The 21335-nt window shown below is 65.2% G+C and carries 22 protein-coding genes and 2 pseudogenes; 10 read left to right on the forward strand and 14 right to left on the reverse strand.

What is annotated here, in order from left to right; translation table 11 throughout:
- Positions 1 to 131: 131 nt before the first annotated feature.
- Entirely contained in the window at positions 132 to 560 is a 429-nt protein-coding gene (locus AC50X7_RS17865; protein WP_494980267.1) for a DUF4383 domain-containing protein, read from the reverse strand.
- A 206-nt stretch (positions 561 to 766) separates the two neighbouring features.
- On the opposite strand from AC50X7_RS17865, the pseudogene AC50X7_RS17870 reads away from it, so the two are divergent.
- Positions 767 to 967, forward strand: a pseudogene (locus AC50X7_RS17870) (S8 family serine peptidase); the annotation flags it as partial.
- Positions 968 to 1020: 53 nt separating this feature from the next.
- On the opposite strand, the pseudogene AC50X7_RS17875 reads toward AC50X7_RS17870, so the two are convergent.
- The 3 genes and pseudogenes from AC50X7_RS17875 to AC50X7_RS17885 all read right to left on the reverse strand — a co-directional run.
- A pseudogene (locus tag AC50X7_RS17875) lies at positions 1021 to 1272 on the reverse strand (DUF3375 family protein); the annotation flags it as partial.
- A 102-nt stretch (positions 1273 to 1374) separates the two neighbouring features.
- Entirely contained in the window at positions 1375 to 1779 is a 405-nt protein-coding gene (locus tag AC50X7_RS17880; RefSeq protein WP_494980236.1) for a type II toxin-antitoxin system VapC family toxin, read from the reverse strand.
- Positions 1776 to 2042, reverse strand: coding sequence for a type II toxin-antitoxin system Phd/YefM family antitoxin (locus AC50X7_RS17885; RefSeq protein WP_494980237.1), 267 nt, complete (start codon positions 2040 to 2042; stop codon positions 1776 to 1778). The genes AC50X7_RS17880 and AC50X7_RS17885 overlap by 4 nt, the downstream gene beginning before the upstream one ends.
- A gap of 154 nt (positions 2043 to 2196) precedes the next feature.
- On the opposite strand from AC50X7_RS17885, the gene AC50X7_RS17890 reads away from it, so the two are divergent.
- Positions 2197 to 3006: an alpha/beta fold hydrolase gene (locus AC50X7_RS17890; protein WP_494980238.1), complete on the forward strand. Its 810-nt coding sequence runs from the start codon at positions 2197 to 2199 to the stop codon at positions 3004 to 3006.
- 221 nt (positions 3007 to 3227) lie between these two features.
- Positions 3228 to 3431 (forward strand): cold-shock protein, encoded by a 204-nt coding sequence (locus AC50X7_RS17895; protein WP_066274236.1) that lies wholly within the window; start codon positions 3228 to 3230, stop codon positions 3429 to 3431.
- 140 nt (positions 3432 to 3571) lie between these two features.
- Here AC50X7_RS17895 and AC50X7_RS17900 read toward each other — a convergent pair whose 3' ends face one another.
- Complete coding sequence (locus AC50X7_RS17900; RefSeq protein ID WP_494980239.1) at positions 3572 to 4306, reverse strand: FadR/GntR family transcriptional regulator; 735 nt, start codon at positions 4304 to 4306, stop codon at positions 3572 to 3574.
- A 187-nt stretch (positions 4307 to 4493) separates the two neighbouring features.
- On the opposite strand from AC50X7_RS17900, the gene AC50X7_RS17905 reads away from it, so the two are divergent.
- Positions 4494 to 5030, forward strand: a complete 537-nt coding sequence (locus tag AC50X7_RS17905; RefSeq protein WP_494980240.1) for a gluconokinase — start codon at positions 4494 to 4496, stop codon at positions 5028 to 5030.
- 50 nt (positions 5031 to 5080) lie between these two features.
- On the forward strand, positions 5081 to 6484 hold the full coding sequence (locus AC50X7_RS17910) for a GntP family permease (RefSeq protein ID WP_494980241.1): 1404 nt from the start codon (positions 5081 to 5083) through the stop codon (positions 6482 to 6484).
- Between the two features lie 94 nt (positions 6485 to 6578).
- Here the strand turns inward: AC50X7_RS17910 and AC50X7_RS17915 are convergent, their stop codons facing one another.
- Positions 6579 to 8162: an alkaline phosphatase D family protein gene (locus tag AC50X7_RS17915; protein WP_494980242.1), complete on the reverse strand. Its 1584-nt coding sequence runs from the start codon at positions 8160 to 8162 to the stop codon at positions 6579 to 6581.
- A gap of 152 nt (positions 8163 to 8314) precedes the next feature.
- On the opposite strand from AC50X7_RS17915, the gene AC50X7_RS17920 reads away from it, so the two are divergent.
- Positions 8315 to 8965 (forward strand): LysE family translocator, encoded by a 651-nt coding sequence (locus tag AC50X7_RS17920; RefSeq protein WP_494980243.1) that lies wholly within the window; start codon positions 8315 to 8317, stop codon positions 8963 to 8965.
- Positions 8966 to 8971: 6 nt separating this feature from the next.
- Here the strand turns inward: AC50X7_RS17920 and AC50X7_RS17925 are convergent, their stop codons facing one another.
- The gene (locus AC50X7_RS17925) at positions 8972 to 9367 is read right to left on the reverse strand and encodes a TfoX/Sxy family protein (protein ID WP_494980244.1); all 396 of its coding nucleotides are present in this window, start codon (positions 9365 to 9367) and stop codon (positions 8972 to 8974) included.
- Positions 9368 to 9543: 176 nt separating this feature from the next.
- Here AC50X7_RS17925 and AC50X7_RS17930 point away from each other — a divergent pair, with 176 nt between their 5' ends.
- On the forward strand, positions 9544 to 10368 hold the full coding sequence (locus AC50X7_RS17930; RefSeq protein WP_494980245.1) for an SDR family NAD(P)-dependent oxidoreductase: 825 nt from the start codon (positions 9544 to 9546) through the stop codon (positions 10366 to 10368).
- Between the two features lie 105 nt (positions 10369 to 10473).
- Here AC50X7_RS17930 and AC50X7_RS17935 read toward each other — a convergent pair whose 3' ends face one another.
- Complete coding sequence (locus tag AC50X7_RS17935; RefSeq protein WP_494980246.1) at positions 10474 to 11091, reverse strand: FMN-binding negative transcriptional regulator; 618 nt, start codon at positions 11089 to 11091, stop codon at positions 10474 to 10476.
- Positions 11092 to 11095: 4 nt separating this feature from the next.
- Positions 11096 to 12091 carry a DMT family transporter gene (locus tag AC50X7_RS17940; protein WP_494980247.1) on the reverse strand — a complete coding sequence of 332 codons (996 nt, stop codon included), beginning with the start codon at positions 12089 to 12091 and terminating at the stop codon, positions 11096 to 11098.
- Here AC50X7_RS17940 and AC50X7_RS17945 point away from each other — a divergent pair.
- A complete protein-coding gene (locus AC50X7_RS17945) occupies positions 12090 to 13502 on the forward strand; it encodes an aminotransferase-like domain-containing protein (protein ID WP_494980248.1) in 1413 nt (470 codons plus the stop codon). The two genes, AC50X7_RS17940 and AC50X7_RS17945, sit on opposite strands and share 2 nt — an antisense overlap.
- Positions 13503 to 13504: 2 nt before the next feature.
- Here AC50X7_RS17945 and AC50X7_RS17950 read toward each other — a convergent pair whose 3' ends face one another.
- Positions 13505 to 14056: a dihydrofolate reductase family protein gene (locus tag AC50X7_RS17950; RefSeq protein WP_494980249.1), complete on the reverse strand. Its 552-nt coding sequence runs from the start codon at positions 14054 to 14056 to the stop codon at positions 13505 to 13507.
- A gap of 233 nt (positions 14057 to 14289) precedes the next feature.
- Between AC50X7_RS17950 and AC50X7_RS17955 the strand changes: the two genes are divergently transcribed.
- The gene (locus tag AC50X7_RS17955; protein ID WP_494980250.1) at positions 14290 to 14706 is read left to right on the forward strand and encodes a hypothetical protein; all 417 of its coding nucleotides are present in this window, start codon (positions 14290 to 14292) and stop codon (positions 14704 to 14706) included.
- 27 nt (positions 14707 to 14733) lie between these two features.
- Here AC50X7_RS17955 and AC50X7_RS17960 read toward each other — a convergent pair whose 3' ends face one another.
- On the reverse strand, positions 14734 to 16881 hold the full coding sequence (locus AC50X7_RS17960) for a putative bifunctional diguanylate cyclase/phosphodiesterase (RefSeq protein WP_494980251.1): 2148 nt from the start codon (positions 16879 to 16881) through the stop codon (positions 14734 to 14736).
- Positions 16882 to 17054: 173 nt separating this feature from the next.
- Positions 17055 to 17324 (reverse strand): GlsB/YeaQ/YmgE family stress response membrane protein, encoded by a 270-nt coding sequence (locus tag AC50X7_RS17965; RefSeq protein WP_494980252.1) that lies wholly within the window; start codon positions 17322 to 17324, stop codon positions 17055 to 17057.
- A 236-nt stretch (positions 17325 to 17560) separates the two neighbouring features.
- Here AC50X7_RS17965 and AC50X7_RS17970 point away from each other — a divergent pair, with 236 nt between their 5' ends.
- Positions 17561 to 18427, forward strand: coding sequence for an HAD hydrolase family protein (locus AC50X7_RS17970; protein WP_494980253.1), 867 nt, complete (start codon positions 17561 to 17563; stop codon positions 18425 to 18427).
- Here AC50X7_RS17970 and AC50X7_RS17975 read toward each other — a convergent pair.
- Together AC50X7_RS17975 and AC50X7_RS17980 are read right to left on the reverse strand one after the other, a co-directional pair.
- On the reverse strand, positions 18424 to 19803 hold the full coding sequence (locus AC50X7_RS17975) for a UDP-glucose dehydrogenase family protein (RefSeq protein WP_494980254.1): 1380 nt from the start codon (positions 19801 to 19803) through the stop codon (positions 18424 to 18426). The two genes, AC50X7_RS17970 and AC50X7_RS17975, sit on opposite strands and share 4 nt — an antisense overlap.
- On the reverse strand, positions 19800 to 20957 hold the full coding sequence (locus AC50X7_RS17980) for a glycosyltransferase family 4 protein (protein WP_494980255.1): 1158 nt from the start codon (positions 20955 to 20957) through the stop codon (positions 19800 to 19802). Before AC50X7_RS17980 ends, AC50X7_RS17975 begins: the two co-directional genes overlap by 4 nt.
- Positions 20958 to 21335 lie beyond the last annotated feature (378 nt).

Here is a 21335-nt window from a genome sequence, read left to right on the forward strand (position 1 = left end):
CGGTGAGGGGTGGAGTGGGGGAGAAAGAAAAAAAAGCACAACGCCAAACCACATCTCCCCCCGCCCTCCCCCGCCCCCCCCCCCCGGGGCCATTGTGCATTTGGCGCTGCGGGCTGAGCCCGGTGACTGTTTTAGGCGCGTGCCTTGGCGTGGCCCTTGGTGAGGATCAGCGCGAGTGCCACCATGCCGACGCCGAGCAGCAGGTGCAGGATGTTGTCAGCGCCGTTCACTGGCACGAAGTTGCCGGCGGTGTCCTGAGGGATCACCAGGCCGTAGATGAAGAGGACCAGGTAGATGATGCCGCCGTACAGGAGGAAGGAACGGGCTCCGGACGCGGTCTTGGCCAGGACAATGCCGGCCACGCCGAAGAGCAAGTGAACGACGTTGTGCAGGGCAGACACCTGGAAGATGCCCAGCAGCATGGCCTCGGAGTGATGGCCGGCGAGGTGCAGCTGGTCGTAGTTGCCCGTGATCCCCGGAACAAAGCCAAGGATGCCGACCAGCAGGAAGACGGCACCGACAGCCATCGATGCCTTCTGGACGTTGGTGCGCGTTGCCATTCCGGTGCTCGTGTGTGTTGCCAAGGTGATCTCCTGAATGCGATATGGGTTTATGAACAAGCTCGTTTTGCCAGCAAGCCCAAAGGGTTATGCAAGCTATTCGGCTTGTACCGCACTGTGGATGGGTATCCGCCCAAAGATTTATCCGCGGGCACTTTCCAGCCGGTGATGACCGGAGCAATACACCCCCTATGAAAAAGGCATTTATGGCGGGTTTAGCGGCGGCTTTTATAGTGCTCAGCGGAATTGCCTTTGCAGGCTCGGGCAACCCCGCCGCGGAGCCGTCACACGTGGCGGGCCAGATCATGGTGAAGTTCCGCGACCACCTTGCGGCGGCGGGCGTTCTGCGCCAGCATGGCCTCAGTGAGGGTCCGAGTATCGGCAGCACCGGCGCCCACCTCATCAAAGTGCCGGCAGGCATCCGCTCCATCTCGGCGTTGATGCCGTCCCGCTGCCGCTGCAGCTCGGCCAGCCTGACCTCTGGATCAGTTTCGGACTGCTGGACCAAGGCCTTCAGGACGGCGAAGATGCTGGCCAGCCGGGACTGGGTGGCGACAAAATCCCTCCCGCGCAGGTTGTCCACCCAACGGACCACGTCCTCGGCTGCGGGGGTGAGGTCGTAGGGCTCGTCTTGGCCGGGTACGTAGTACTTGCGCAGCCAGGCCTTTTCCAGGGGGGCAGCCCAGTCATTGTTGATTGCGTAGTAGTCCATGGCGTCCTCGGGACGGAGAGCAGGGCGTGCGGATGACGGGTTAGGCCTAAGCTACACGCCGCCTCCGACAAATTTCGAGGAGCAGAGAGGGTGTCCGCCGCACTACGATCCGGCGCCGGAAGCTGGCGACTCCACGCTCAGGCCAGCCTCAACAGCTGCAGTGAGGAGCTCGGCGTTGTAGGCGACCAGGACGTCGGCCTGTACCCGGATGGCCGCGGCCAAATGGATGGCGTCAGCACTGCGCAGCCCGCCCGGCATCGCCGCCGCGTACATGAAGTCCGATCTCGACACGTCCATAAGGTTGAATCCGCCCAGGACCTCATTCACCAGATCGCCAGGGATTCCGCGCCGGTGCCCTGCACAGTGCAGCTCGGTGTAAAGGAGCATTGAAGCAACCAGATTGTCTCCCCGGGCCGAGGCCGTTGAGAAGTACTTCGCCGCGCTCGCCGAGTCTTTTTCTGCCACCACCAGTTTCAGGACGGCGGAGGTGTCCGCATAGATGATCACCGATCCCCTCGAAGATCGTCCAGAATTTCTGCCGTGCTCGCTGCGGAAGAAACCCGGGCGAGGGTGCGGAAGTCCACGGGAGCCGTGCGCGCCGGGCGCACCTGACCCGCCAGTAGGAGACGTTCAAAAGGGGACGCTGAAGGTGGAATCAGTGTCGCCGTAATTTCGCCGTTGTTGGTGACATCGATCGTTTCGCCGTTCTTTACGCGCTCCAGGATCTTGCTGCTTTGATTGCGAAGCTCGCGATGCGGGATGGTTGCCATGATTACCTCCGTAGCAAGTGTAGCAATTCGGGACTTCAGAAGACCGCCATTGTGCTGACGGGCTTGGCCGCGGACGATGGAAATCCAGGGGGCAGCATCCCTGCTGTAGCCAGCGGCAGTACAAACATCGGGCGGACTAGCGAAGGGTCGTGCCATGGGAAAGCACTTGCAGGCTGATGGCCTGGCAATCTGGACGGAGCAGGTGGGCGAAGGGCCGGATGTCCTGCTGATCGGCGGGCTCGGCGACACGGTTGAGTCGTGGCAGTTCCAGTTGGACGGGCTTGCCGATCGCTATTGTCTTACTGCATTCGACAACCGCGGAGCGGGCCGGACCGCGAAGCCAGATGGGCCGCTGTCGGTCGAAATGATGGCGGATGACGCCGCGCAAGTACTTCGGGAGCTCAACATCCGCTCCGCCCATGTGGCCGGATTCTCCGGTGGAAGCATCATCGCTCAGGAACTTGCACTGCGACATCCGGGAATGGTTCGAAGCCTGGTCCTGCAGAGCACGTGGGCAGCCGCGGATCCGTACCTTCGCGCGTGGGCGCTGTTCATGAGGACCTTAGTGCGTGCCGCGCCGTCTGAACGCACATTCCTTGAGGGCCTGTTCCTCAGTATCTACACGCCGCGGTCCCACAACGATGGAACCGTGGATCAAATTATGGAAGAAGTGCTGGCATTTCCCTATAAGCAAAAGACTGAGGACGTCGAGGCGTTCCTCGACGCCATGATGGGCCACGATACGTCGGAGCGCCTCCCTCAACTGAACGTGCCGACGCTTGTCCTCGCCGGTGGGATTGACATGACCAGCCGACCCGAACTTTGCCGCGAAGTGGCAGAACGGATCCCCGGCGCATTATTCGAAGTCCTCGAGGGCGAGGGCCACCAACCCTTCCAAGAAGTCCCCGAGCAGTGGAACGCCCGGGTAAGCGCCTTTTGGGAGAGCGTGGAGGCCGGCGATTAAGCCTAAGTGCGGTTGGCAAGGAACGCGTCGGGCAGCGTGTGGTCATTGGTGTCCGGAATCTGCTGTAGTGTTGATCCTGTTGTTGTGTTTATGCAGTTGGTAGTTCAGGCAGTACGCGCGGTCGAAAGTCCGCGTTCTTCTGAAGTAGCGGTTTTGAACACCCCACACCGGAGGACCCGAAAGTCGGGACTTTTCCTCCACCTTCACGAAGGACAAAAATAATGGCTACTGGTACCGTCAAATGGTTTAACGCTGAAAAGGGCTTCGGCTTCATTTCCCCCGATGACTCCTCACAGGACGTTTTCGCACACTACTCTGCGATCGCTTCCTCCGGCTTCCGCTCACTCGAAGAGAACCAGAAGGTCTCCTTCGAAACCGAGCAGGGCCCCAAGGGTCCTCAGGCCGTAAACATCCAGTCCCTCTAATTCTTTAGAGAAACTGGGGCCTTAGGGTTTCAAAGTTTTAGAGCAGGACCGGTCAAATTTGACCGGTCCTGCTCTGTTTAACCCCGCTGTGCTACGAAGGCTGCAGTCCGGCGGCGGCGTGAAGTTTCTTCCTGGACGTCCTAGTGAAGCCCCATCGCGTTCCGCACCTCGTCGAGGATGTGGTGCATGGCAGCCTCAGCAGCCACGGCATCCCCGCCGGCCACAGCAGCGGCAACATCCTCGTGCGCCTGCAACGCTTCGTTGCGCGGCTTGAACGGCATTAGCCCCTGCTTGGTGCGGCTGGTCAGCACTTCTGCCACCATGCCCTCAAGCGCAAAGAACATCTCATTGCCGCAGCTCTGCAGCAGCAGGCAGTGGAACTCGATATCCGCCGCCAGGAACGCCTCCAGCTCGCCGGCCTCGCCCCGGCGCCGAAGGTCGGCGGCGAGGGACGTGAGCTTTGCCCGTTCGGCGGCACTGGCGCGGCGGGCGGCGCCGGCCGCAGCAATAGGTTCGACGGCGATGCGCAGCTCCGTGAGGCTGCTGTACTGGATCTCGCGCCGGTCCGAGGCGAGCCGCCAGCGCACCAGCTTGGGATCGAAGACGTTCCAGAGCCGGCGCTCCTGCACCACGATGCCCACCCGCCTGCGCGAGTAGACCAAATTCATTGATTCCAGGACCTTCATGGTGTCCCGCGCCACCGTGCGGGAGATGCCGTACTCCTGCTGCAGCCCCTCCAGCGTAAGGCGGCTTCCAGGCGGCAGGTCCCCGGAAGCGATGGCAACGCCCACCGCCTCCACAACGCGTCCCTGCATCCCGGGGGAGGCCCCGCCGTCGTGCCTGTTGTCCGAGTCCTGGTGTGTCGCCGTCGACATCTTTCCTGCCTTCCCTGCGCCTGCGCGCACTGCCAGCTTATCGATAAACAGCGCAAAGGTATGACTTGTGACACGAAAAGATAGTATCTATGCGCCCAAATGGTGATACCTTATTTTTCGGCGCACTCCCCAAGGGACGTCGCGACCAGCTTTCCTAAGCCAACGGCGTCTTCTTCGGAGGTAGTACATGCAGTATCCAGCCACGCACCTGGTGGTAATGGGCGTTGCCGGTTCCGGCAAGTCCACCATCGCGGCAGCCCTCTCCCAGCAGCTTGGCTGGGCGTGCGCCGAAGCGGACGAATTCCACCCGCAGTCCAACATCCAGAAGATGTCCCAGGGCATTCCGCTCCAGGACGAGGACCGCTGGCCTTGGCTGCAGGAAATCCAGAACTGGATGAGCGCCAAGGCGCAGGCCGGCCAAAGCACGGTTCTCACGTGCTCAGCCCTCAAGCAGGGCTACCGGCAGTTGCTCTCCCAGGCCGAGGGCCGGGTCCTGTTCCTTCACCTCCACGGCGAAGCGGACTTGATCGGCCGGCGCATGCAGGGCCGTGAGGGCCACTTCATGCCGCCCACGCTCCTTCCCAGCCAGCTGGCAACGCTGGAACCACTGAGTGACGACGAACTGGCTGCCGGAAGCCTCCGCCTGGACATCTCCAAGTCCCCGGAAGAGCTGGTCACCACCATCATCGCCTCGCTCAAGCTTTCCGAAGACCCCACTTCCTAGAGCCTTTCGGCTCCTCAATTCCCCAATAGATTCCGCTTCAAAGGAGAACCATGGTCATCGAAGGATGGACCCAAACGTTGGGCGCAGGCCCCCTGCTGCTCATCGCTGCGGCAGCGATCCTCGCCCTGCTGTTCCTGATCATCAAGCTTCGGATGCACGCGCTGCTGGCCCTGATCGTCATCAGCCTCGCAACGGCCTTCGCCACCGGCATCCCCGCCAACCAGGTGGTGCCCGTGCTGATCAACGGCTTCGGCACAACCCTGGGCACCGTGGCGCTGCTGGTGGGCCTGGGCGCCATGCTCGGCCGGATCGTCGAAACCAGCGGCGGTGCGAAGGTGCTGGCCGACTACCTCATCGGCGTTTTCGGTGAAAAGCGCGCCCCGTTCGCCTTGGGCCTTGCCTCCCTGATCTTCGGCTTCCCCATCTTCTTCGACGCCGGACTCGTTGTCATGCTGCCCGTCGTCTTCGCTGTGGCCCACCGCCTGGGCGGGGGAGTGCTCCGTTACGGCCTGCCCGCCGCCGGTGCGTTCTCCGTGATGCACATCTTCCTGCCGCCACACCCCGGTCCGGTCTCCGCCGCGGCCTTCTTTGACGCCAACATCGGTTTGGTCATGATTGCCGGCCTCATCGCCGCAATTCCCACCTGGTACGTCACGTCGTACCTCTACGGCCTTTACACCGGCAAGAAGCTGGTCCTGCCCGTGCCGGAACTGCTGGGCCACGCAAGCGCCGAAGCCGAGGCCCACCCGCCGCGCTTCCGCACCATCGTTGGTCTGCTGCTCCTGCCGCTGGTCCTGATCTTCATGAACACCGGCCTGAACACCATGGCCTCATCCGGCGTGCTCAGCGAAGAGGTCAAGAACGAGCAGTGGTTCCAGATCCTGCGCACCATCGGTGAAACCCCGGTTGCCCTGCTGATCGCCGTTATCGTGGCCATGTTCGTTCTGGGCGCCAGGCGCGGCAAGGATGCCGGAGCACTTGAGAAACTGCTCGAATCCTCCCTCGGCCCGGTTTGCTCCGTCATCCTTATCACCGGTGCCGGCGGCATGTTCGGCGGGGTTCTCCGCACCTCCGGTATCGGCTCCGCACTCGCCGACGTCCTGGGCAACCTCGGCATCCCGCTGATCCTGGCCGGGTTCCTCATCTCCGCCATCCTCCGCATCGCCCAGGGCTCGGCCACCGTGGCACTGACCACCACCGCGGGCCTGATCGCCCCGGCCGTGGCGCTGGCGGGACTGAACGGCATGCAGGTCGCCTCGCTGGTCATCGCGGTGGCCGCGGGCTCCGTGGTGGTCTCCCATGTCAACGACTCCGGCTTCTGGCTGGTGGGCCGCTTCTTCGGCATGGACGTCAAGACCACGCTGAAGACCTGGACCGTAATGGAAACCCTCATCGGTGTGATGGGTTTTGCCATCGCTGCTGTAATCTTCCTGCTCGCCGGGCTGGCGGGCTAGGTCCCAACCCAGCCACGGCTGACACAACAACGGCGGGGCGGCCGGCAGAAATGCTGGCGGCCCCGCCGTCGTCGTACCCTTGGTTTCGACAAGCTCAACCAACGAGGCCGGGGACGCCGTCCTGGATGGTGAAGGAGCGCAGGGTCCTGACCGGGGAGCCCGGCGTCGTGACGTGGTCCAGCACCCGGAAGTCCGCTGTCATCGCGTCCTTGGTGATCTTCGTGTTCACGTAGCCGCGCGAATCGTTGTAGAACTTCAGGTGCGGGTTCCAGGCCATGACGGGATCGGTGGTGGAACCGGTGCCGTTGCCGGTGGACGTGATGGACGTGCACACCAGCTCCGAACCGACCACCGGGGAAGCGGGGTCCTTGTAGTCGACCTTCAGGTCGTTGGCCCAATTGCGGTGCACGTCGCCGGTGAGGACGACGGCGTTGCGCACCTTCGCGTCCGCCCACCCCTGGGTGATGCGGCGGCGGGAGGAGGCGTACCCGTCCCACCCGTCCATGGAGACGTCGTCCACCTCAAGGGCCTGCGCGCGGTCCCGCTCGGCAAAGAACACCTGCTGGCCCAGGACGTCCCAGCGCTGGGTGGAGTTTTTGAACCCGTCCAGCAGCCATTTCTCCTGCTCGGCCCCGGTTATGGTGCGGTCCTCGGACAGCCGCTCGGCCACGTTTTTCCGCCAGCCGTCGCCGGCGAGCTGGTCGTCGCGGTACTGCCGGGTGTCCATCATGTGGAAGTTGGCCAGCTGGCCCCACTGGATGGTGCGGTAGATCTTCATGTCGAACCCGGCCGGCACGGAGGACCCACGCAGCGGCATGTTCTCGTAGTAGGCCTGAAACGCGGCGGCACGGCGCTGGCGGAAACGCTCGGCGGTGTCGTTGAGCTGGTTCGCGTCCCGGTTCTCCGGGACCTCGTCCGCCCAGTTGTTGTCCACCTCGTGGTCATCCCACACCACCAGCCACGGCGCGATCGCGTGGGCTGCCTGGAGGTCGGCGTCGGACTTGTACTGGGCGTGCCGCTGCCGGTAGCCCTGCAACGTGGTGGTCTCAGGGCCCTGGTGGTCGCGCGGGTTTCCGCCGCCGATCACGTAGCTGTCCTTTTTGTACTCGTAGAGGTAGTCGCCCAGGTGCAGCACCAGGTCCGGATGGTCCTGGGCCAGGCGGGTGTAGGCGGTGAAGTAGCCGTGCTCGTACTGCGAGCAGCTGGCGAAGGCCATGGCCAGTGCGGCCGGAGTCTCATGCAGCGCCGGAGCAGTCAGCGTGCGGCCCACCTGGCTCATGTGCCGGCCGCTGCGGAACCGGTAGAAGTACTCGCGGCCCGCTTTGAGGCCCTTGAGCTCCACGTGGACGGAGTGGGCGGTTTCGATCCGGGCGTGTTCGACGCCGCGGGCTACTACGGTCCGCATGCCCTCGTCCTCGGCAACTTCCCAGGCCACGGGGACCTGGCGCGCGGGCATGCCGCCCAGGCCGTCCTCGGCCAAGGGGTCAAGGGCGAGGCGGGTCCAGATGACGAAGCCGTCCGGCCAGGGCTCGCCGGAGGCGATGCCGAGCATGAAGGGGTCGGTGCGGAGGCCGGCGTCGTCCGCTGTTGAAATGGCCACGGCGGCACCCGGCAGGGCGGCGACCAGTCCGGCCCCGAGGCCGGCGGAAATCAGTGATCTGCGTGAAATGTTGTTCATGCATTCGACCGTAAGGAGGCAGGTTGGACAGGTCCTGAGGGGGATGTGAATGAGCGGTTAACTCCATGACAAAAGCAGTCGCGGAGCTGGTGCGCGGCTCTGGAGTATCGACAGGCTCAACCCCCGGCGCCGTTACCTTCTATCCTTGGACGGTGACTCTGACTCAGGCTGTTTTTTCGTTTGCACTGGTTGCCGGGCTTCTGACGCTGGTTCCAGGACTGGACACCGCCCTTGTCCTGCGCTCGTCCCTTTCCAAGACGCGCAGTTTCGCCTTCGCCACGGCGCTCGGGATCAGTACCGGAGCCATGATCTGGGGGATTGCTGCGGCGGTGGGTGTGTCCGCACTCCTGGCGGCCTCCGAGTTTGCCTACCGGATCCTGACCATCGCCGGGGCGGCCTACATGATGTGGCTGGGGCTGTCCCTGCTGTGGAAGAGCCTGAGGCAGGGCAATGGGGCCACCACGCAGGCCGAGGCGCCGGTACCGGCGGCGGGCAGGAACGACTTGTTTAAGGGCTGGCTGACCGGGACCGGAACCAACCTGCTCAACCCCAAGGTGGGCGTGTTCTACATAGCCACCATCCCGCAGTTCATCCCGGCCAGCGCGTCACCGCTTCTGGTGGGAGTTCTGTTGGCAGGCGTCCACTGCATCCTGACGATGGCGTGGTTCACCCTGCTGATCTTCGGCACCGGCTACGCCTCCCGCTGGTTCAAGGGTGCCCACAGCATCCGCATCATCGACAGCATCACCGGAACCGTCCTCGTGGGGTTCGGACTCAAGCTCGCGCTCGAACCCGCCCACTAGCTTTTCCTACTTGCCCGGTGTGCGGGGTTTCGGGACTTTCGGCTCCTTTGGCTCTTTCGGCGGAAGCGTCGCTACATATTCGAAGGCCTTGTGGATCCAGGCTTTCGCCCGCGCGTCATCGCCGTCGCCTTCCTCGTTCCACATCTCAGGCAAACCGGTGTAGCCGCCCATCGGCCGCTCGGGAGGCCCGAAGGGCACAGTCCGTTCCCCGCTTTCGAGTTCCTCCCGATCCTCCGGGGACAGCTTGATCCCGATGGTAGGCCCGAACAGTCCGGCGAACATATTGCCGTTTACGAACGCTCCCAGGTTCCCGAACATTGGCTTGACGGCGACCTCTGCCTTGTCCGGAATCAGTGACCGGAAGCGTTTTTTGTCCTCGTCCGACGCTTTTGGCATCTCCATGGTGTTCCTCCCCGGCTTGGCTTGTGTGTGCAGGATATGCCGTGCCGAGGCTGGCGGTACAGGGGCCGGGTTCCCAGGCAGGTGCGGCAGGGAACACCTGGCGTTCCGCCGTCGTTGTGCCAAAGGCAGGCCGCTCCACCCGGGCCCTGAACCCTTTCCCGACCAAAGGACATCCCTTGACTCCTCGCACCATCGTGATCACCGGCGCCAGCGACGGCATTGGCGCAGCAGCCGCGCGGACGCTGGCGAAGGCAGGGGAGCAGGTGGTGATCGTGGGCCGTTCCGAAGAGAAGACCCGGGCCGTTGCCAAGGAGCTCAACGCGGACTACTTCGTCAGCGACTTCTCGGAGCTCGAACAGGTCCGCACGCTCGCCGCGCAGCTGAACTCTGACTACCCGCGGATCGACGTCCTGGCCAACAACGCCGGCGGCATCTTGGGCAAGCGCACCCTGACGGTGGACGGCAACGAATCCACGTTCCAGATCAACCACCTGGCGCCGTTCCTGCTCACAACTTTGCTGATGGATACGCTCACCGCCAGCAACGCCAAGGTGATCAACACGTCCAGCGCCGCCAATGGCTTCGGCAAGCTGGACCTCTCCGACCTCACCGCCGAGCGCAGCTACTCCACCAACCGCGCCTACGGCACCGGCAAGCTGGCCAACATCCTCTTCACCGCCGAGCTGGACCGCCGCTACGGGGGCCAGGGCATCACGACGGCGGCGTTCCACCCGGGCGTGGTCCGCACCAACTTCGCAGCAGAGTCCACCAGCCCGTTCCGGCACGCGTACAAGACGCTGCTCAACCGGTTTATGCTCACCCCGGACCAGGGCGCCGACACCTTGCTCTGGCTCGTCAACGGCACGCCGGGCAAGGACTGGTTCTCCGGCGCCTTCTACACCAAGCGCGCCATGGCCAAGGCCAACCCGCAGGCGTACGACGTCGAATTGGCGCGCGGGCTGTGGGAGAAGAGCGAAGAGCTGGTCCAAACTAATTCCTGACTTCGGCAGGACCGAAATGCGGAACTTATAAGGCACCTAGCACACGGGACCCGCGTCATTCCGGGATTCGGGAGTTGGCGGACCTCCAGAAGTGACGCATTCCGGTCAGCGGGCGCGCTCGACGTCGGCGGCAACTTCCGGGTGCCCCGTGGCGGTCAACCCCGCCACGACCCCGTCGATGTCCGCTTCGGGCCGGTTCTGGCTCAGCTTGGCCTTCGCCTCGATCCTGGTAATCAACAGTTCCACGCCCACAATGGCCCGCAGCTGGCCGGCAATGTAGCGCTCGGGGGCATCGTCCACGCCCCAAGGATTGTCAAATCCGGCCTCGTGCACACCGGTGAGCTGCCGCACCTGGCGGGAAAGCCAGGCCGGATCGTCATGGATTACCAGCCGCCCGTACACGTGGGCCGTAGTGTAGTTCCAGGTGGGCACAACGCGTCCGTGCTCGGCCTTCGACGCGTACCAGGACGGTGAAACATAAGCGTCGGCGCCCTGGATGATCGCCAGCGCTTCGCCGACGGCGGGTTCAGACCACTGCGGGTTGTTCCGCGCCAGGTGTCCCAGCAGCGCGCCGCGTTCACCGGCGTCGGGATCATAGGCAAATGGCAAGAGCGTGGCCAGCAGGCCCTGCGACGTCATGGTAACCAGGTTTGCTGCGCCCGGGCCGGTGAGCAGGTCCTGGACGGCATCGGGGCTGGCCGCGAAGTGGGCTGGAACGTACATGGTGTTAGTCCTTCACTGGCTGGAGGTCGTTGGCGGGATGGAGCGCGGATTGGGCAGCCGCCGGTGCTGGGGGCGCAGCGGCGGGCTTGAGCCGGACCCGGACGGCGGCGCCCGCGCAGAGGATGACGGCCAGGCCGCCGACTATGGTGGACCACGTCAGGGTCTCGCGCAGCAGGAGCGCCGCCCAGCAGAGGGTCAGGACGGGCTGGATGAGCTGGATTTGGCTGACCCGGGCGATGGGACCGATGGCAAGGCCGCGGTACCAGGCGAAGAATCCCAGGAACATGCTCACCACACCGAGGTACGCGAAGGCGGCCCACTGCTCCGGGGCGGCGGACGGCGGTTGCTGGGCGACGGAGACCGCCGTCAGGGCGAGCATCAGCGGGGATGCGAGGACCAGCGCCCAGGACACTGTCTGCCAGGCGCCGAGCTCGCGGGCCAGCAGCCCGCCTTCGGCATAGCCCACGGCGGCTGCCGCTACGGCGCCGAGCAGCAGCAGATCCGCCCATTGCACCTGCCCCAACCCTCCGGACTGCACGGAGGCGAAGACAAGGGCGGCGAGGGCGCCGGCGCTGGTGATGAGCCAGAAGGCCAGCGGGGGCCGCTCCCGCCCGCGGAGCACCGCTGCTGTGGCGGTAGCGGCCGGAAGAAGGGCGATGACCACGGCGCCGTGGCTGGCGGGAGTGGCGGTCAGGGCAAAGGACGTCAGTAGCGGAAAGCCAATCACGACGCCGGCGGCCACTACAGCGAGGCGTACCCATTGCCTGCCGCGGGGGAGCCGCTGCCGGGTGAGTGCCAGGGCCGAGGCCGCCAGCACAGCAGCCACTACCGCGCGGCCGGAGCCGATGAACAGCGGGGACAGGCTGGCCACGGCCACCTTCGTGAACGGAACGGTAAACGAGAACGCCGCGACGCCGGCCAGGCCCAGCCATAGTCCGGACGTTTGCGGCTCCAGTACCACTGTGCGCCCAGGAGGAGTAGCGCTACTATTGACTCTCATGAACAACGATAGCAGTTCGAGGATTGCGGCGCACCTGAAAACCTGGATGGCGGCAGCTGCGCCCGGAGCGAAGCTGCCGTCCACCCGCTCCCTCGTGGCGGAATACCAGGCCAGTCCGGTGACGGTTCAGAAGGCCCTGCAAACACTCACCGCACAGGGCCTTATCGAGAGCAGGCCCGGCGTCGGGACTTTTACACGCGCTGCCAGGACCGCGAAGCCGTCGGACTACGGCTGGCAGACGGCAGCGCTGCGCTCACCGCTGGCGGCACTGCCACCGGCGTCGTCCACCATGCGCGACGTGCCCCTTAGTGCCATTTCCTTCCACTCCGGCTACCCGGCGCGAGAACTTTTGCCGGAACGGCTGGTGCGGGCCGCCCTGACCCGCGCCGCCCGCGCGGAAGCCGCGCTGTCACGTCCGCCCGCGGCAGGCCTGCCGGAACTGCAATCGTGGTTCTCCCACGAGCTCGGTGCGTCCACGCCGGCCGGGACCACGCCGCCGAACCCGAGCGACGTCGTCGTACTCCCTGGCAGCCAGAGTGGTCTGAGCTCCATCTTCAGCGCGCTGGTGGGCCGGGGGCAGCCGCTGCTGCTGGAGTCGCCAACGTACTGGGGTGCGATCCTCGCTGCGGCGCAGGCGGGCGTGCACGTGGTTCCGGTGCCCAGCGGCCCCGCCGGGCCCGATCCGGCGGAACTCACGCGCGCGTTTGAGGAGTCCGGAGCGCGGGCGTTTTATGCCCAGCCCAATTACGCGAACCCGACGGGCGCGCAATGGTCGGCAGAGCGGCGTGACCAGGTCCTCGATGTGGTGCGGGCGCAGGGTGCGTTCTTGGTGGAGGACGACTGGGCGCACGACTTCGGCATCTCCTCGGACCCCGTGCCTGTCGCTGCCCGTGACGACTCGGGCCACGTGGTGTACCTGCGCTCGCTGACCAAGAGCGTGTCGCCTTCGATCCGCGTCGCGGCGCTCATAGCCCGTGGCCCGGCGCGGGAGCGCATCCTCGCGGACCGGGCAGCCGAGTCGATGTACGTCAGCGGCCTGCTGCAGGCGGCCGCGCTCGACGTCGTCACGCAGCCTGGGTGGCAGACTCACCTGCGCAGCCTCCGCCACCAACTCGAGTCGCGCCGCGACCTGCTGGTCACCAGCCTGCGCGAGCACGCACCGGCCGCCCACCTGGTGCAGGTTCCCAAGGGCGGGCTGAACCTGTGGGTCCGGCTGCCGGACGGGACCGACCTCGAGCGGCTCACCCGGGACTGTGAAGCCGCTGGGGTGATTATCGCGGGCGGCAACGAGTGGTTCCCAGCCGAACCGGCGGGTCCTTTCATCCGGCTCAACTACTCGGGGACGAACCCGGGCGCCTTCCCCGAGGGCGCCCGGATCATCGGCGAGATGCTGGACCGGAACGGGGGCTAGCGCTACTCGCCCAGCCGCCCGTAGACGCTGACCACGTTGCCCTTGCTGGTCCGGTACTGGTCCTGCAGGACGAGCCGGGTAGTGGGGTCGCCGTCCTCGAAGAGGCGGCGGCCGCTGCCGGCCACCACGGGGTGGGTCATCAGCGTGAGGGAATCAAGCAGCCCGGCGAACAGCAGCTGCCGGGTTACCGAGATGCTGCCGCACACGGCGATCTCGCCGCCGTCGCGCTCCTTCAGCTTGCCCACGAAATCTTCCAGCGGCGCATCCATCAGCTGCGAGTTCTGCCATTCGAGCGGATCTTTCAAGGACCGGGAAACGACGAACTTCTCCACCGGGTTGATGAAGGCGGCGAAGTCCTCGTCCACCGAGGCGTTCGGCCAGTAAGCGGCCCACTCCTGGTAGCTCACGCGGCCCAGCACTACCGTGTCCACGGTTTCCATCATCTTGGTCAGGCCCACGCCCAGCTCATCATCGAAGCTGTCGAACTGGAACTTGTAGGGATCTGACACTATGCCGTCCACGGAGTGGAACAGGCCGGCAGTGACTTTACGCATAAGGACCTCCAGGGCTGGGCACGAACACCATAAAAGAGCCGGCTCAGGGCGCCGGACACCACCACGGTATTAGGTGTGCCACCGGCAGGGAAGGGGCCGTCGAGCTGACCGGCAGGACAGCTGGACGTTAGGTTCGTCACCAGTCCCTGCGTGTTGCCGGAATTCTCGCCCAGACAGCGCCATACTGGTCTAGAGCGGCTGTTGCCGTGCCCCGGCCAGGCAGGAGGAAGTGCATGGAAACCCTGAAAAAAATCGTGTCCAGCCAGTATTTCCCGGCTGCCGCGGTGCTCACCGCAGTGGTCCTTTTCTGGGCCGTGGGCCTCCTGGGCGGGCTGTCCCTCCTGCACAACAGCCAGCCCCCGCTGACCACCCTCACCTGGATACTGTTCGTTTACGGAGCCGCGGTCCTCACCCCGCTGGCCGGCGCCTGGGCCGCCGTCGACCTGTTCCGGCGCTGGCAGCGCAACCGCGCTGCCCAAGCAGCCGATGCCTATGAAGAAGCCCAGGAAACGGAAGCGGCCTACGTTGAGCCTGCACCCGAACCGGAACAGGCCGCCGCCCCCGTCAGCACGCCGTCTCCGGCACAGCAGGCCGCACCTGCCGCACCAAAAAAGAACGTGAAGCAGCCAGGACGCAAGCAGGCCGCATAGCTCCCGTACGGGACATCGGCAGAAACGCTACCGCCCCTTCAACGCGTTCAGGGCTTGCTCTGCGTGATGCAGGGCGCACTCCAGCCGCTCACCGGGCTCCGGCAGCGAGAACAGATACCCCTGCAGCGAATCGCACTCCAGGGCCGTCAGGTAGTCAGCCTGCGCCGCCGTCTCCACACCTTCAGCGGTTACCGTCAGCCCCAGGCTGTGGGCCATATTGATCATTGAGCTGAGGATGGGCAGCCGCTCGGCGCCGGTGCGCACCATCGACACGAACGTCTTGTCGATCTTCACCGTGTCCACCGGCAGGTCCTGCAGCCGGCCGAGCGAGGAATAGCCGGTGCCGAAATCGTCCAAGGCAACCCGGGCTCCGGCATCCCGCAGGGTGCTGAGCTGTTTGATCAGGCTGCAGTCGGCGTCGAAAAATACGCTTTCGGTCACCTCCAACACCAGCTGGTACGGCGCCACACTGTTGGCTTCGGCGAGGCGGAGGACCTCGTCCGCAAAATTCGGTTCCTGCAGCTGGACGCCCGAGACGTTCACCGACAGCGACCGGGACGGGTCTTCACTGAGCCACGACGCCAGCTGCACCATGCCAAGGGCCATCACCTCAGCGCCGATCTCGTTGATCAGTCCGGTGCGTTCAGCCAGCGGGATAAATACCGACGGCGGCACGCGCTCACCGCCCCTGTCCCACCTCGCCAGCGCCTCGAACTTAACAACCTGGCCCATGCGATGCGAGACGATCGGCTGGAAATCCACCGAAATTTCGCCCCGCGCCACGGCCAGTTGCAGTCCGCTCTCCATGTCCGTGCGCTGCACCAGTGCCGCCATCATGTCCGGGTGGAACCTCAGGAAACGGTTTTTCCCGGCGGCCTTGGCGGCGTACATCGCGATATCCGCCTGCCGCAGCAGCTCTGAGGCCCCCACGTTGTCCTGGCCCAAAGACGCAAGCCCGAGGCTGAGGCTTGGCCGAAGCACGGTGCCGTTGATGGTCACGGGCACGTGCAGGCAGCGGACGATGCAGGCGGCGATCGCATCAGCGTCCGGGCAGGCCGTCAGCAGCACCACGAATTCATCGCCGCCGAGCCTGGCCACCACATCCGCGGTAGGGACGCAGCCCCGCAGCCGGCGTGCCACCTCGATCAGCATCTCGTCGCCGGCCTGGTGCCCCAGGATGTCGTTGACTTCCTTGAAATCGTCCAGGTCCAGCAGGAGGACGTCCACCGCTTTCAGCCGTGGCTCCGTGACCGCCTCCGCCAGCCCGTCGTTGAAGACGGCCCTGTTGGCAAGCCCCGTCAGCGGATCCTGGAATGCCATGGTGCGCAGCTTCTCCGCCTGCGCGGCGAGATCGAGCATCGCCTGGTGCGCCTGCTCCTGCGCCTTGCGGCGCGGAGTCACGTCCCGGAAGCTCCACACCCGGCCAACAATCTTCTCGCCCACCCTTTGGGGGCGCGAATACCTCTCGAACGTGCGGCCGTCCTTGAAGTCGAGCACGTCGTGGCTTTCCGCCGCCGGGTTATCCTCCAGCTCGTTGATCCGGCCCATAAAGGCAATCGGATCAACCAGCTGAGCGACGACAATCCGCATGACCGGTTCCTCGCTGTCACCGTCAAGGAGTTCCGGCGGGATGTTCCACATGGTCAGGAACTGATCGTTGTACCCGGCCACGCGGCCCTCGGTACTCATGACCAGAATGCCGTCGGCCGTGGACTCCAGGGTGGCGGTGAGCAGGGACATCGCCTCGCGCAGGTCGTCGTGGGCTGCCTCCCGGTGCATGGTGCCGCGGACGGACAACAGGAGGGATGTTTGCGTGCCGGGGTGGCTGTCAGAGCCAGGGTCCGGGACCAGTGATGCGGCCACCTCAGCCGAAAACTCGGTTCCGTTGCTGTGCACCCCGTAAATCTGCCGGGGCTGCGGGTGTTTTCCGGGCTGTGCCAGAAGCTGCCGGAAGAGCAGGTCCACCTCGTCGCGGAAGCCCTCCGCAAGCAACGTCCGATGGTTCCGGCCCGTCAGTTCCTCCCGGCTGGCCCCGAAAAGCCTTTCAGCGGCAGCGTTGGCCATGGTGATGCTGCCGTCCGCTGCCAGTGCGAGGAGTGCATCGGGGCTGGCGTCCAGCACGGCACCGAATGCCTGCGCTGTAGAACCTTTGCTGTGGCTCTGCGATTTAGCCATGTCACACCCCCTCGCACATCATAAAGTGCCCAGGCAGGAAATTGACGGCTTCGGCGAAGTAGTTTTTACCGCACCGGTGGGACCGCTGGAGACATGCCGGTGGGAAGACACGCGAAAGCGCCGTCCTCCGCATGCGGAGAACGGCGCCTGACCTTTGGAAATTTGTGTTGCGGCTACACGCGGCCGTGGCTGCGGTTGGTGACTGCCCCGTAAACAAGCAGTACGATAATCGCCCCCAGAATTGCCAGGAGCCAGGTGCGGATATCGAAGAATTCAGCCAGCCCGCCACCGAAAATCAGCGAGCCGATCCAGCCGCCCAGAATGGCGCCAACAACGCCGAGGATCATGGTGATTACCCAGCCTCCGCCCTGACGGCCCGGCAGGATGGCCTTCGCTATGGCTCCGGCGATCAGGCCTAAAATGAGAAATCCTAGAATGCCCATGCTGTCACTCCTTAAATTAGTTAAGTTGTGCCGGGCCCCCATTTCCGGTTCCATAATTCAAGCAGTGTGGTTACCACACTTCAAGACTTTATTTATCACGGGATGACTGTCAGTTTGGCCGGCATGAAAAGCGCTCTCACGCACGGCTGGGAGGGCAACGGCGGACCCCGCGGTCTCCGGCGGGGGAACGCTTTTGGATAGAGTTGACTGTCCCGCCACCTACCTAGGAGTTCGGCATGTCCAGCCAGCAGACCCTCCGGCCACGCGCCGTCTTCCTCGATATCGACGGGACCTACGCGGACCACGGGCTGGCACCTGACGCCCACGTCGAGGCCGTGCGGGCAGCGCGCCGCAACGGCCACCTGGTCTTCGTTTGCACAGGGCGGCCACTGTCCATGGTCCCCCAACACATCCTTGACGCAGGGTTCGACGGCGTCATCACCGGTGCCGGCGCCCGCGTGGAACTCCGGGGAGAGGTCCTCAAGGACACGCGTTTCCAGCCCGACGTGGCAGCCCGCATCGTGGAAACCCTTGACGCCCATGACGCCGCCTACATTCTCGAGGCACCCGAGGCCCTCTATGGCCGCACCGGTGTGGACCAGCGTTTGAGGACGGTGCTGGGTCCCGTCTTCGCCGGCCGCCCCCGGCACGACGGCCTTCTCAGTACGGACGTTGATCCGCTGGAGGACATTCTGGGGCCGATGCAGTACGGCGATGACCTGCGGTCCGCCTCCTACGCAAAGATCTCCTGCTTCGATTCGCCGGTGCCGCTGACGAAACTGATGGATGCCTTCGGCCCCGAGGTGGGGCTGATCCCCAGTTCCCTGTCAGCCCTGGGCGACCGCGCCGGTGAGATCTTTATGGCCGGGACCCATAAGGCGGTGGGCATCCAGGTGGTGGAGAAGCGCCTGGGCCTGAAGCGGGAAGACATCGTGGCCATCGGCGACAGCGCCAACGATATCGAAATGCTCGTCTACGCAGGCATTGGCATTGCTGTTGAGGACGGGCACCCCAAGGTGCTGGAGGTCGCCGACAGGCTCACCGCGGGACCTGCCGGAAACGGTGTGGCGCTCGCCTTTGCCGAGCTTGGACTCCTGAACTAAATCCGGGGGAGGGCCCGCTCCAAAGCCTGGACATCAGCGCTTCCTGTGCCGAGGCCGCGCACCGCCCAGCCTTCCGCCTGCCACGCCCCGGCGTCCAGCGCGTTGCGCGCGTCCAGCACCACCCGGCGTCGTACCAGTCTGCCCGCAACGGCCGGCGAAAACTGGCGGTACTCGTCCCACTCCGTCAGGAGTAACACCAGTTCGGCACCTTCGAGCGCCCGCCCGGTGGAAGCCTCGAACCGGAGGCGGGGGTAGCGCCGCCAGGCGTGGTTGACCGCTTTGGGGTCGGTGACGGTTACATGCGCGCCGGCAGCGGCCAGGCGGTCGGCAACGTCAAGGGCGGGAGAGTCCCGGATGTCGTCCGTGTCCGGCTTGAATGAGGCGCCCAGCACTGTCAGGGAGCGCCCGGCCAGGCTGCCGCCGCAGAGCTCCGCGGCAAGGCTGACGGTGCGCTCGCGCTGGCCCAGGTTCACGGTATCCACCAGCCGCATCCAGTCATCCACTGCGGTGACGCCGAGAGCTGAGGCCTGGGACCGAAAGCTGCGGATGTCCTTCGGCAGGCAGCCGCCCCCGAACCCGAGCCCCGCATGCAGGTACCGCCCACCAATCCGCGGGTCCATGCCCATCGCCTCGCTCAGTTCTGCCACGTCCGCGCCCGACGCGTCGCACAGCTCCGCCATGGCGTTGATGAAGCTGACTTTGGTGGCGAGGTAGGCGTTCGCCGCTGATTTGATAAGTTCTGCGGTGGCGAAGTTGCAGACCAGCCGCGGAATCCCGGCCGCGAGCAGCGGTTCGTAGACGGCGTCCAAAGCGGCCGTGACGCCGAGGGGCGCTTCGGTCCGCGGGTTGAACGCAGCGGCACGGCCGCCGTCCACGCCATAGACCAGCCGGTCCGGCACCAGGGAATCCTTGACTGCGGTGCCCTGCCGGAGGAACTCTGGGTTCCAGCCGAGCAGCACGTCCGGCCGCGCGGCCACCAGGCCGCGGAGCATGTCCACTGTGCCCACCGGCACCGTGGATTTTCCGACGACGACGGCGCCCGCTGCCAGGTGCGGCAGCAGCGCCTCCGCGGCGGAGACCAGGTAGGTGAGGTCGGCGGCGTCGGACGTTTTGTGCTGCGGCGTGCCCACGCACAGGAAGTGCACCTGTGCGCCCTTGGCGGCAGCCGCCGTCGTGGCGAAAGTGAGCCTGCCGGTGGCCAGCCCGTCCTGCAGCAGTTCGTCCAGCCCGGGTTCGTGGAACGGGGCCGCGCCGCGTGCCAGCTGCTCCACCTTGCCGGGGTCGAGGTCGATGCCCACCACGGTGTGGCCCATGGAGGCCAGCGTGGCGGCGTGTACCGCGCCAAGGTAGCCGCAGCCGATCACGGAAATCTTCATGATTGCGCTCCTTCGATGGTGGTTGAGCACGCCGCAACCGGTGCCAGTGCCATAACCTGTTCGTAGTGGCGCACCAACTCCGCGCACAGTGCCGGCCACGTTTTGTCCTGCACCGAGGCATGTGCCGTTGCGGCGAATGCGCGGCGCTTGGCGTCGTCGCCCATCAGGTCCAGGACATGGGAGCGCATTCCGGACAGGTCCCCGGGTTCGTAGAGCCATCCCGTCCGGGAATTCTCAACCAGGTCCAGTGGCCCGCCGCGGCCCGTGGCCACCACCGGCACACCCGATGCCATGGCCTCCTGGATGGTCTGGCAGAAGGTCTCGAATTCGCCGGGATGGACGAACAGGTCAAAGGACGCCACAGCGCGTGCCAGTTCCTCGCCGCCCAGGAACCCGGTGAATACTGCGTCCGGCAAGGCGTCCTCCAGTACCGCCCGCTGGGGTCCGTCACCCACAATCACCAGCCTGGTGCCGGGGATCCCGGCCAGGGCAGCCAGGTCCTCCACCTGCTTCTCGACGGCCAGCCGGCCCACATAGCCGATGATCCGCTCACCGCCGGGGGCCACTGAAGCCCGCCACCCGTCGTCGCGCTTTTCCGGGGAAAAACGTGCGGTGTCCACGCCGCGCCGCCACATCTGCACCCTCGGGATGCCGCGGCCGCGCAACTGGTTCAGCGCGAACGTGGAAGGCACCAGAGTGCGGGTGGCGAGCAGGTGGATGTTTTCCACGCGGTTCCAGGCCCAGTTCTCCAGGAACGGCACGCCGTACCGCGCGGCGTAGCTGGGAACTTCGGTCTGGTAGATGGCCACGGTGGGGATGCCCAACTGGTGCGCGGCCTGGGCTGCACGCCAGCCAAGGACGAACGGCGAGGCCAGGTGGACGACGTCCGGTGCGTAGTCGGCAAGGATTCGCTTGACCCGGTACACACCGCCCATCGCCACCCGGACGTTTGTGTAACCGGCAAGCGGAACAGCAGGCAGCCGGTGGATCTCGGCGCCCCTGACACGGTCCGGAGCTTCCCCGTCCAGCGTGGAGGGCGCGATGACCAAGACCTCGTCGCCCCGGTCCTCGAGGTGCTCCAGCACACGCAGGATGGAGTGCGTTACGCCATTCATCAGTGGCAGGAATGATTCAGCAACAATTGCGATCCTCACCCCTCCACGGTGGGTGCGCGGTGTTGCCGCACGGGGGACCGGATGTGACGCCGGGGGAAAGGTTTGGGAAACAACAGCACTGCCGCCCTGATTGCATCCTCCGGCAGATGAGGGGACACCGCGCGGCCGACATCAAGGCTGCCGCATCCCTTTTGGGCATCGAACACCGCCATATGTCACTCCCCTAGCGACCTAATTTTTTGGGCGCAAAACCGCTGGTGAAAGCGGGTTTCTAGGTCGGCCACAGAAAAAAAGTACTAAGCAGACTTTCCTTTTGATGCTAAGCATGCTTACGGTATGGGGGCAGCTAGTGCAAAGCCTTCAGCAGAGGGGGCGGAGGCTGAGTACCGGACAACCGGTGCCGGAACATCCAATTGC

This window comes from Pseudarthrobacter sp. Hb11 (genome assembly GCF_059383655.1).

Bases quoted from the DNA above. Each gene is read 5' to 3' on its own strand.
- AC50X7_RS17865 (WP_494980267.1), bottom strand. From the start codon at position 560: ATGGCAACGCGCACCAACGTCCAGAAGGCATCGATGGCTGTCGGTGCC.
- AC50X7_RS17885 (WP_494980237.1), bottom strand. From the start codon at position 2,042: ATGGCAACCATCCCGCATCGCGAGCTTCGCAATCAAAGCAGCAAGATC.
- AC50X7_RS17890 (WP_494980238.1), top strand. From the start codon at position 2,197: ATGGGAAAGCACTTGCAGGCTGATGGCCTGGCAATCTGGACGGAGCAG.
- AC50X7_RS17895 (WP_066274236.1), top strand. From the start codon at position 3,228: ATGGCTACTGGTACCGTCAAATGGTTTAACGCTGAAAAGGGCTTCGGC.
- AC50X7_RS17900 (WP_494980239.1), bottom strand. From the start codon at position 4,306: ATGTCGACGGCGACACACCAGGACTCGGACAACAGGCACGACGGCGGG.
- AC50X7_RS17905 (WP_494980240.1), top strand. From the start codon at position 4,494: ATGCAGTATCCAGCCACGCACCTGGTGGTAATGGGCGTTGCCGGTTCC.
- AC50X7_RS17910 (WP_494980241.1), top strand. From the start codon at position 5,081: ATGGTCATCGAAGGATGGACCCAAACGTTGGGCGCAGGCCCCCTGCTG.
- AC50X7_RS17915 (WP_494980242.1), bottom strand. From the start codon at position 8,162: ATGAACAACATTTCACGCAGATCACTGATTTCCGCCGGCCTCGGGGCC.
- AC50X7_RS17925 (WP_494980244.1), bottom strand. From the start codon at position 9,367: ATGGAGATGCCAAAAGCGTCGGACGAGGACAAAAAACGCTTCCGGTCA.
- AC50X7_RS17935 (WP_494980246.1), bottom strand. From the start codon at position 11,091: ATGTACGTTCCAGCCCACTTCGCGGCCAGCCCCGATGCCGTCCAGGAC.
- AC50X7_RS17945 (WP_494980248.1), top strand. From the start codon at position 12,090: ATGAACAACGATAGCAGTTCGAGGATTGCGGCGCACCTGAAAACCTGG.
- AC50X7_RS17940 (WP_494980247.1), bottom strand. From the start codon at position 12,091: ATGAGAGTCAATAGTAGCGCTACTCCTCCTGGGCGCACAGTGGTACTG.
- AC50X7_RS17950 (WP_494980249.1), bottom strand. From the start codon at position 14,056: ATGCGTAAAGTCACTGCCGGCCTGTTCCACTCCGTGGACGGCATAGTG.
- AC50X7_RS17955 (WP_494980250.1), top strand. From the start codon at position 14,290: ATGGAAACCCTGAAAAAAATCGTGTCCAGCCAGTATTTCCCGGCTGCC.
- AC50X7_RS17960 (WP_494980251.1), bottom strand. From the start codon at position 16,881: ATGGCTAAATCGCAGAGCCACAGCAAAGGTTCTACAGCGCAGGCATTC.
- AC50X7_RS17965 (WP_494980252.1), bottom strand. From the start codon at position 17,324: ATGGGCATTCTAGGATTTCTCATTTTAGGCCTGATCGCCGGAGCCATA.
- AC50X7_RS17970 (WP_494980253.1), top strand. From the start codon at position 17,561: ATGTCCAGCCAGCAGACCCTCCGGCCACGCGCCGTCTTCCTCGATATC.
- AC50X7_RS17975 (WP_494980254.1), bottom strand. From the start codon at position 19,803: ATGAAGATTTCCGTGATCGGCTGCGGCTACCTTGGCGCGGTACACGCC.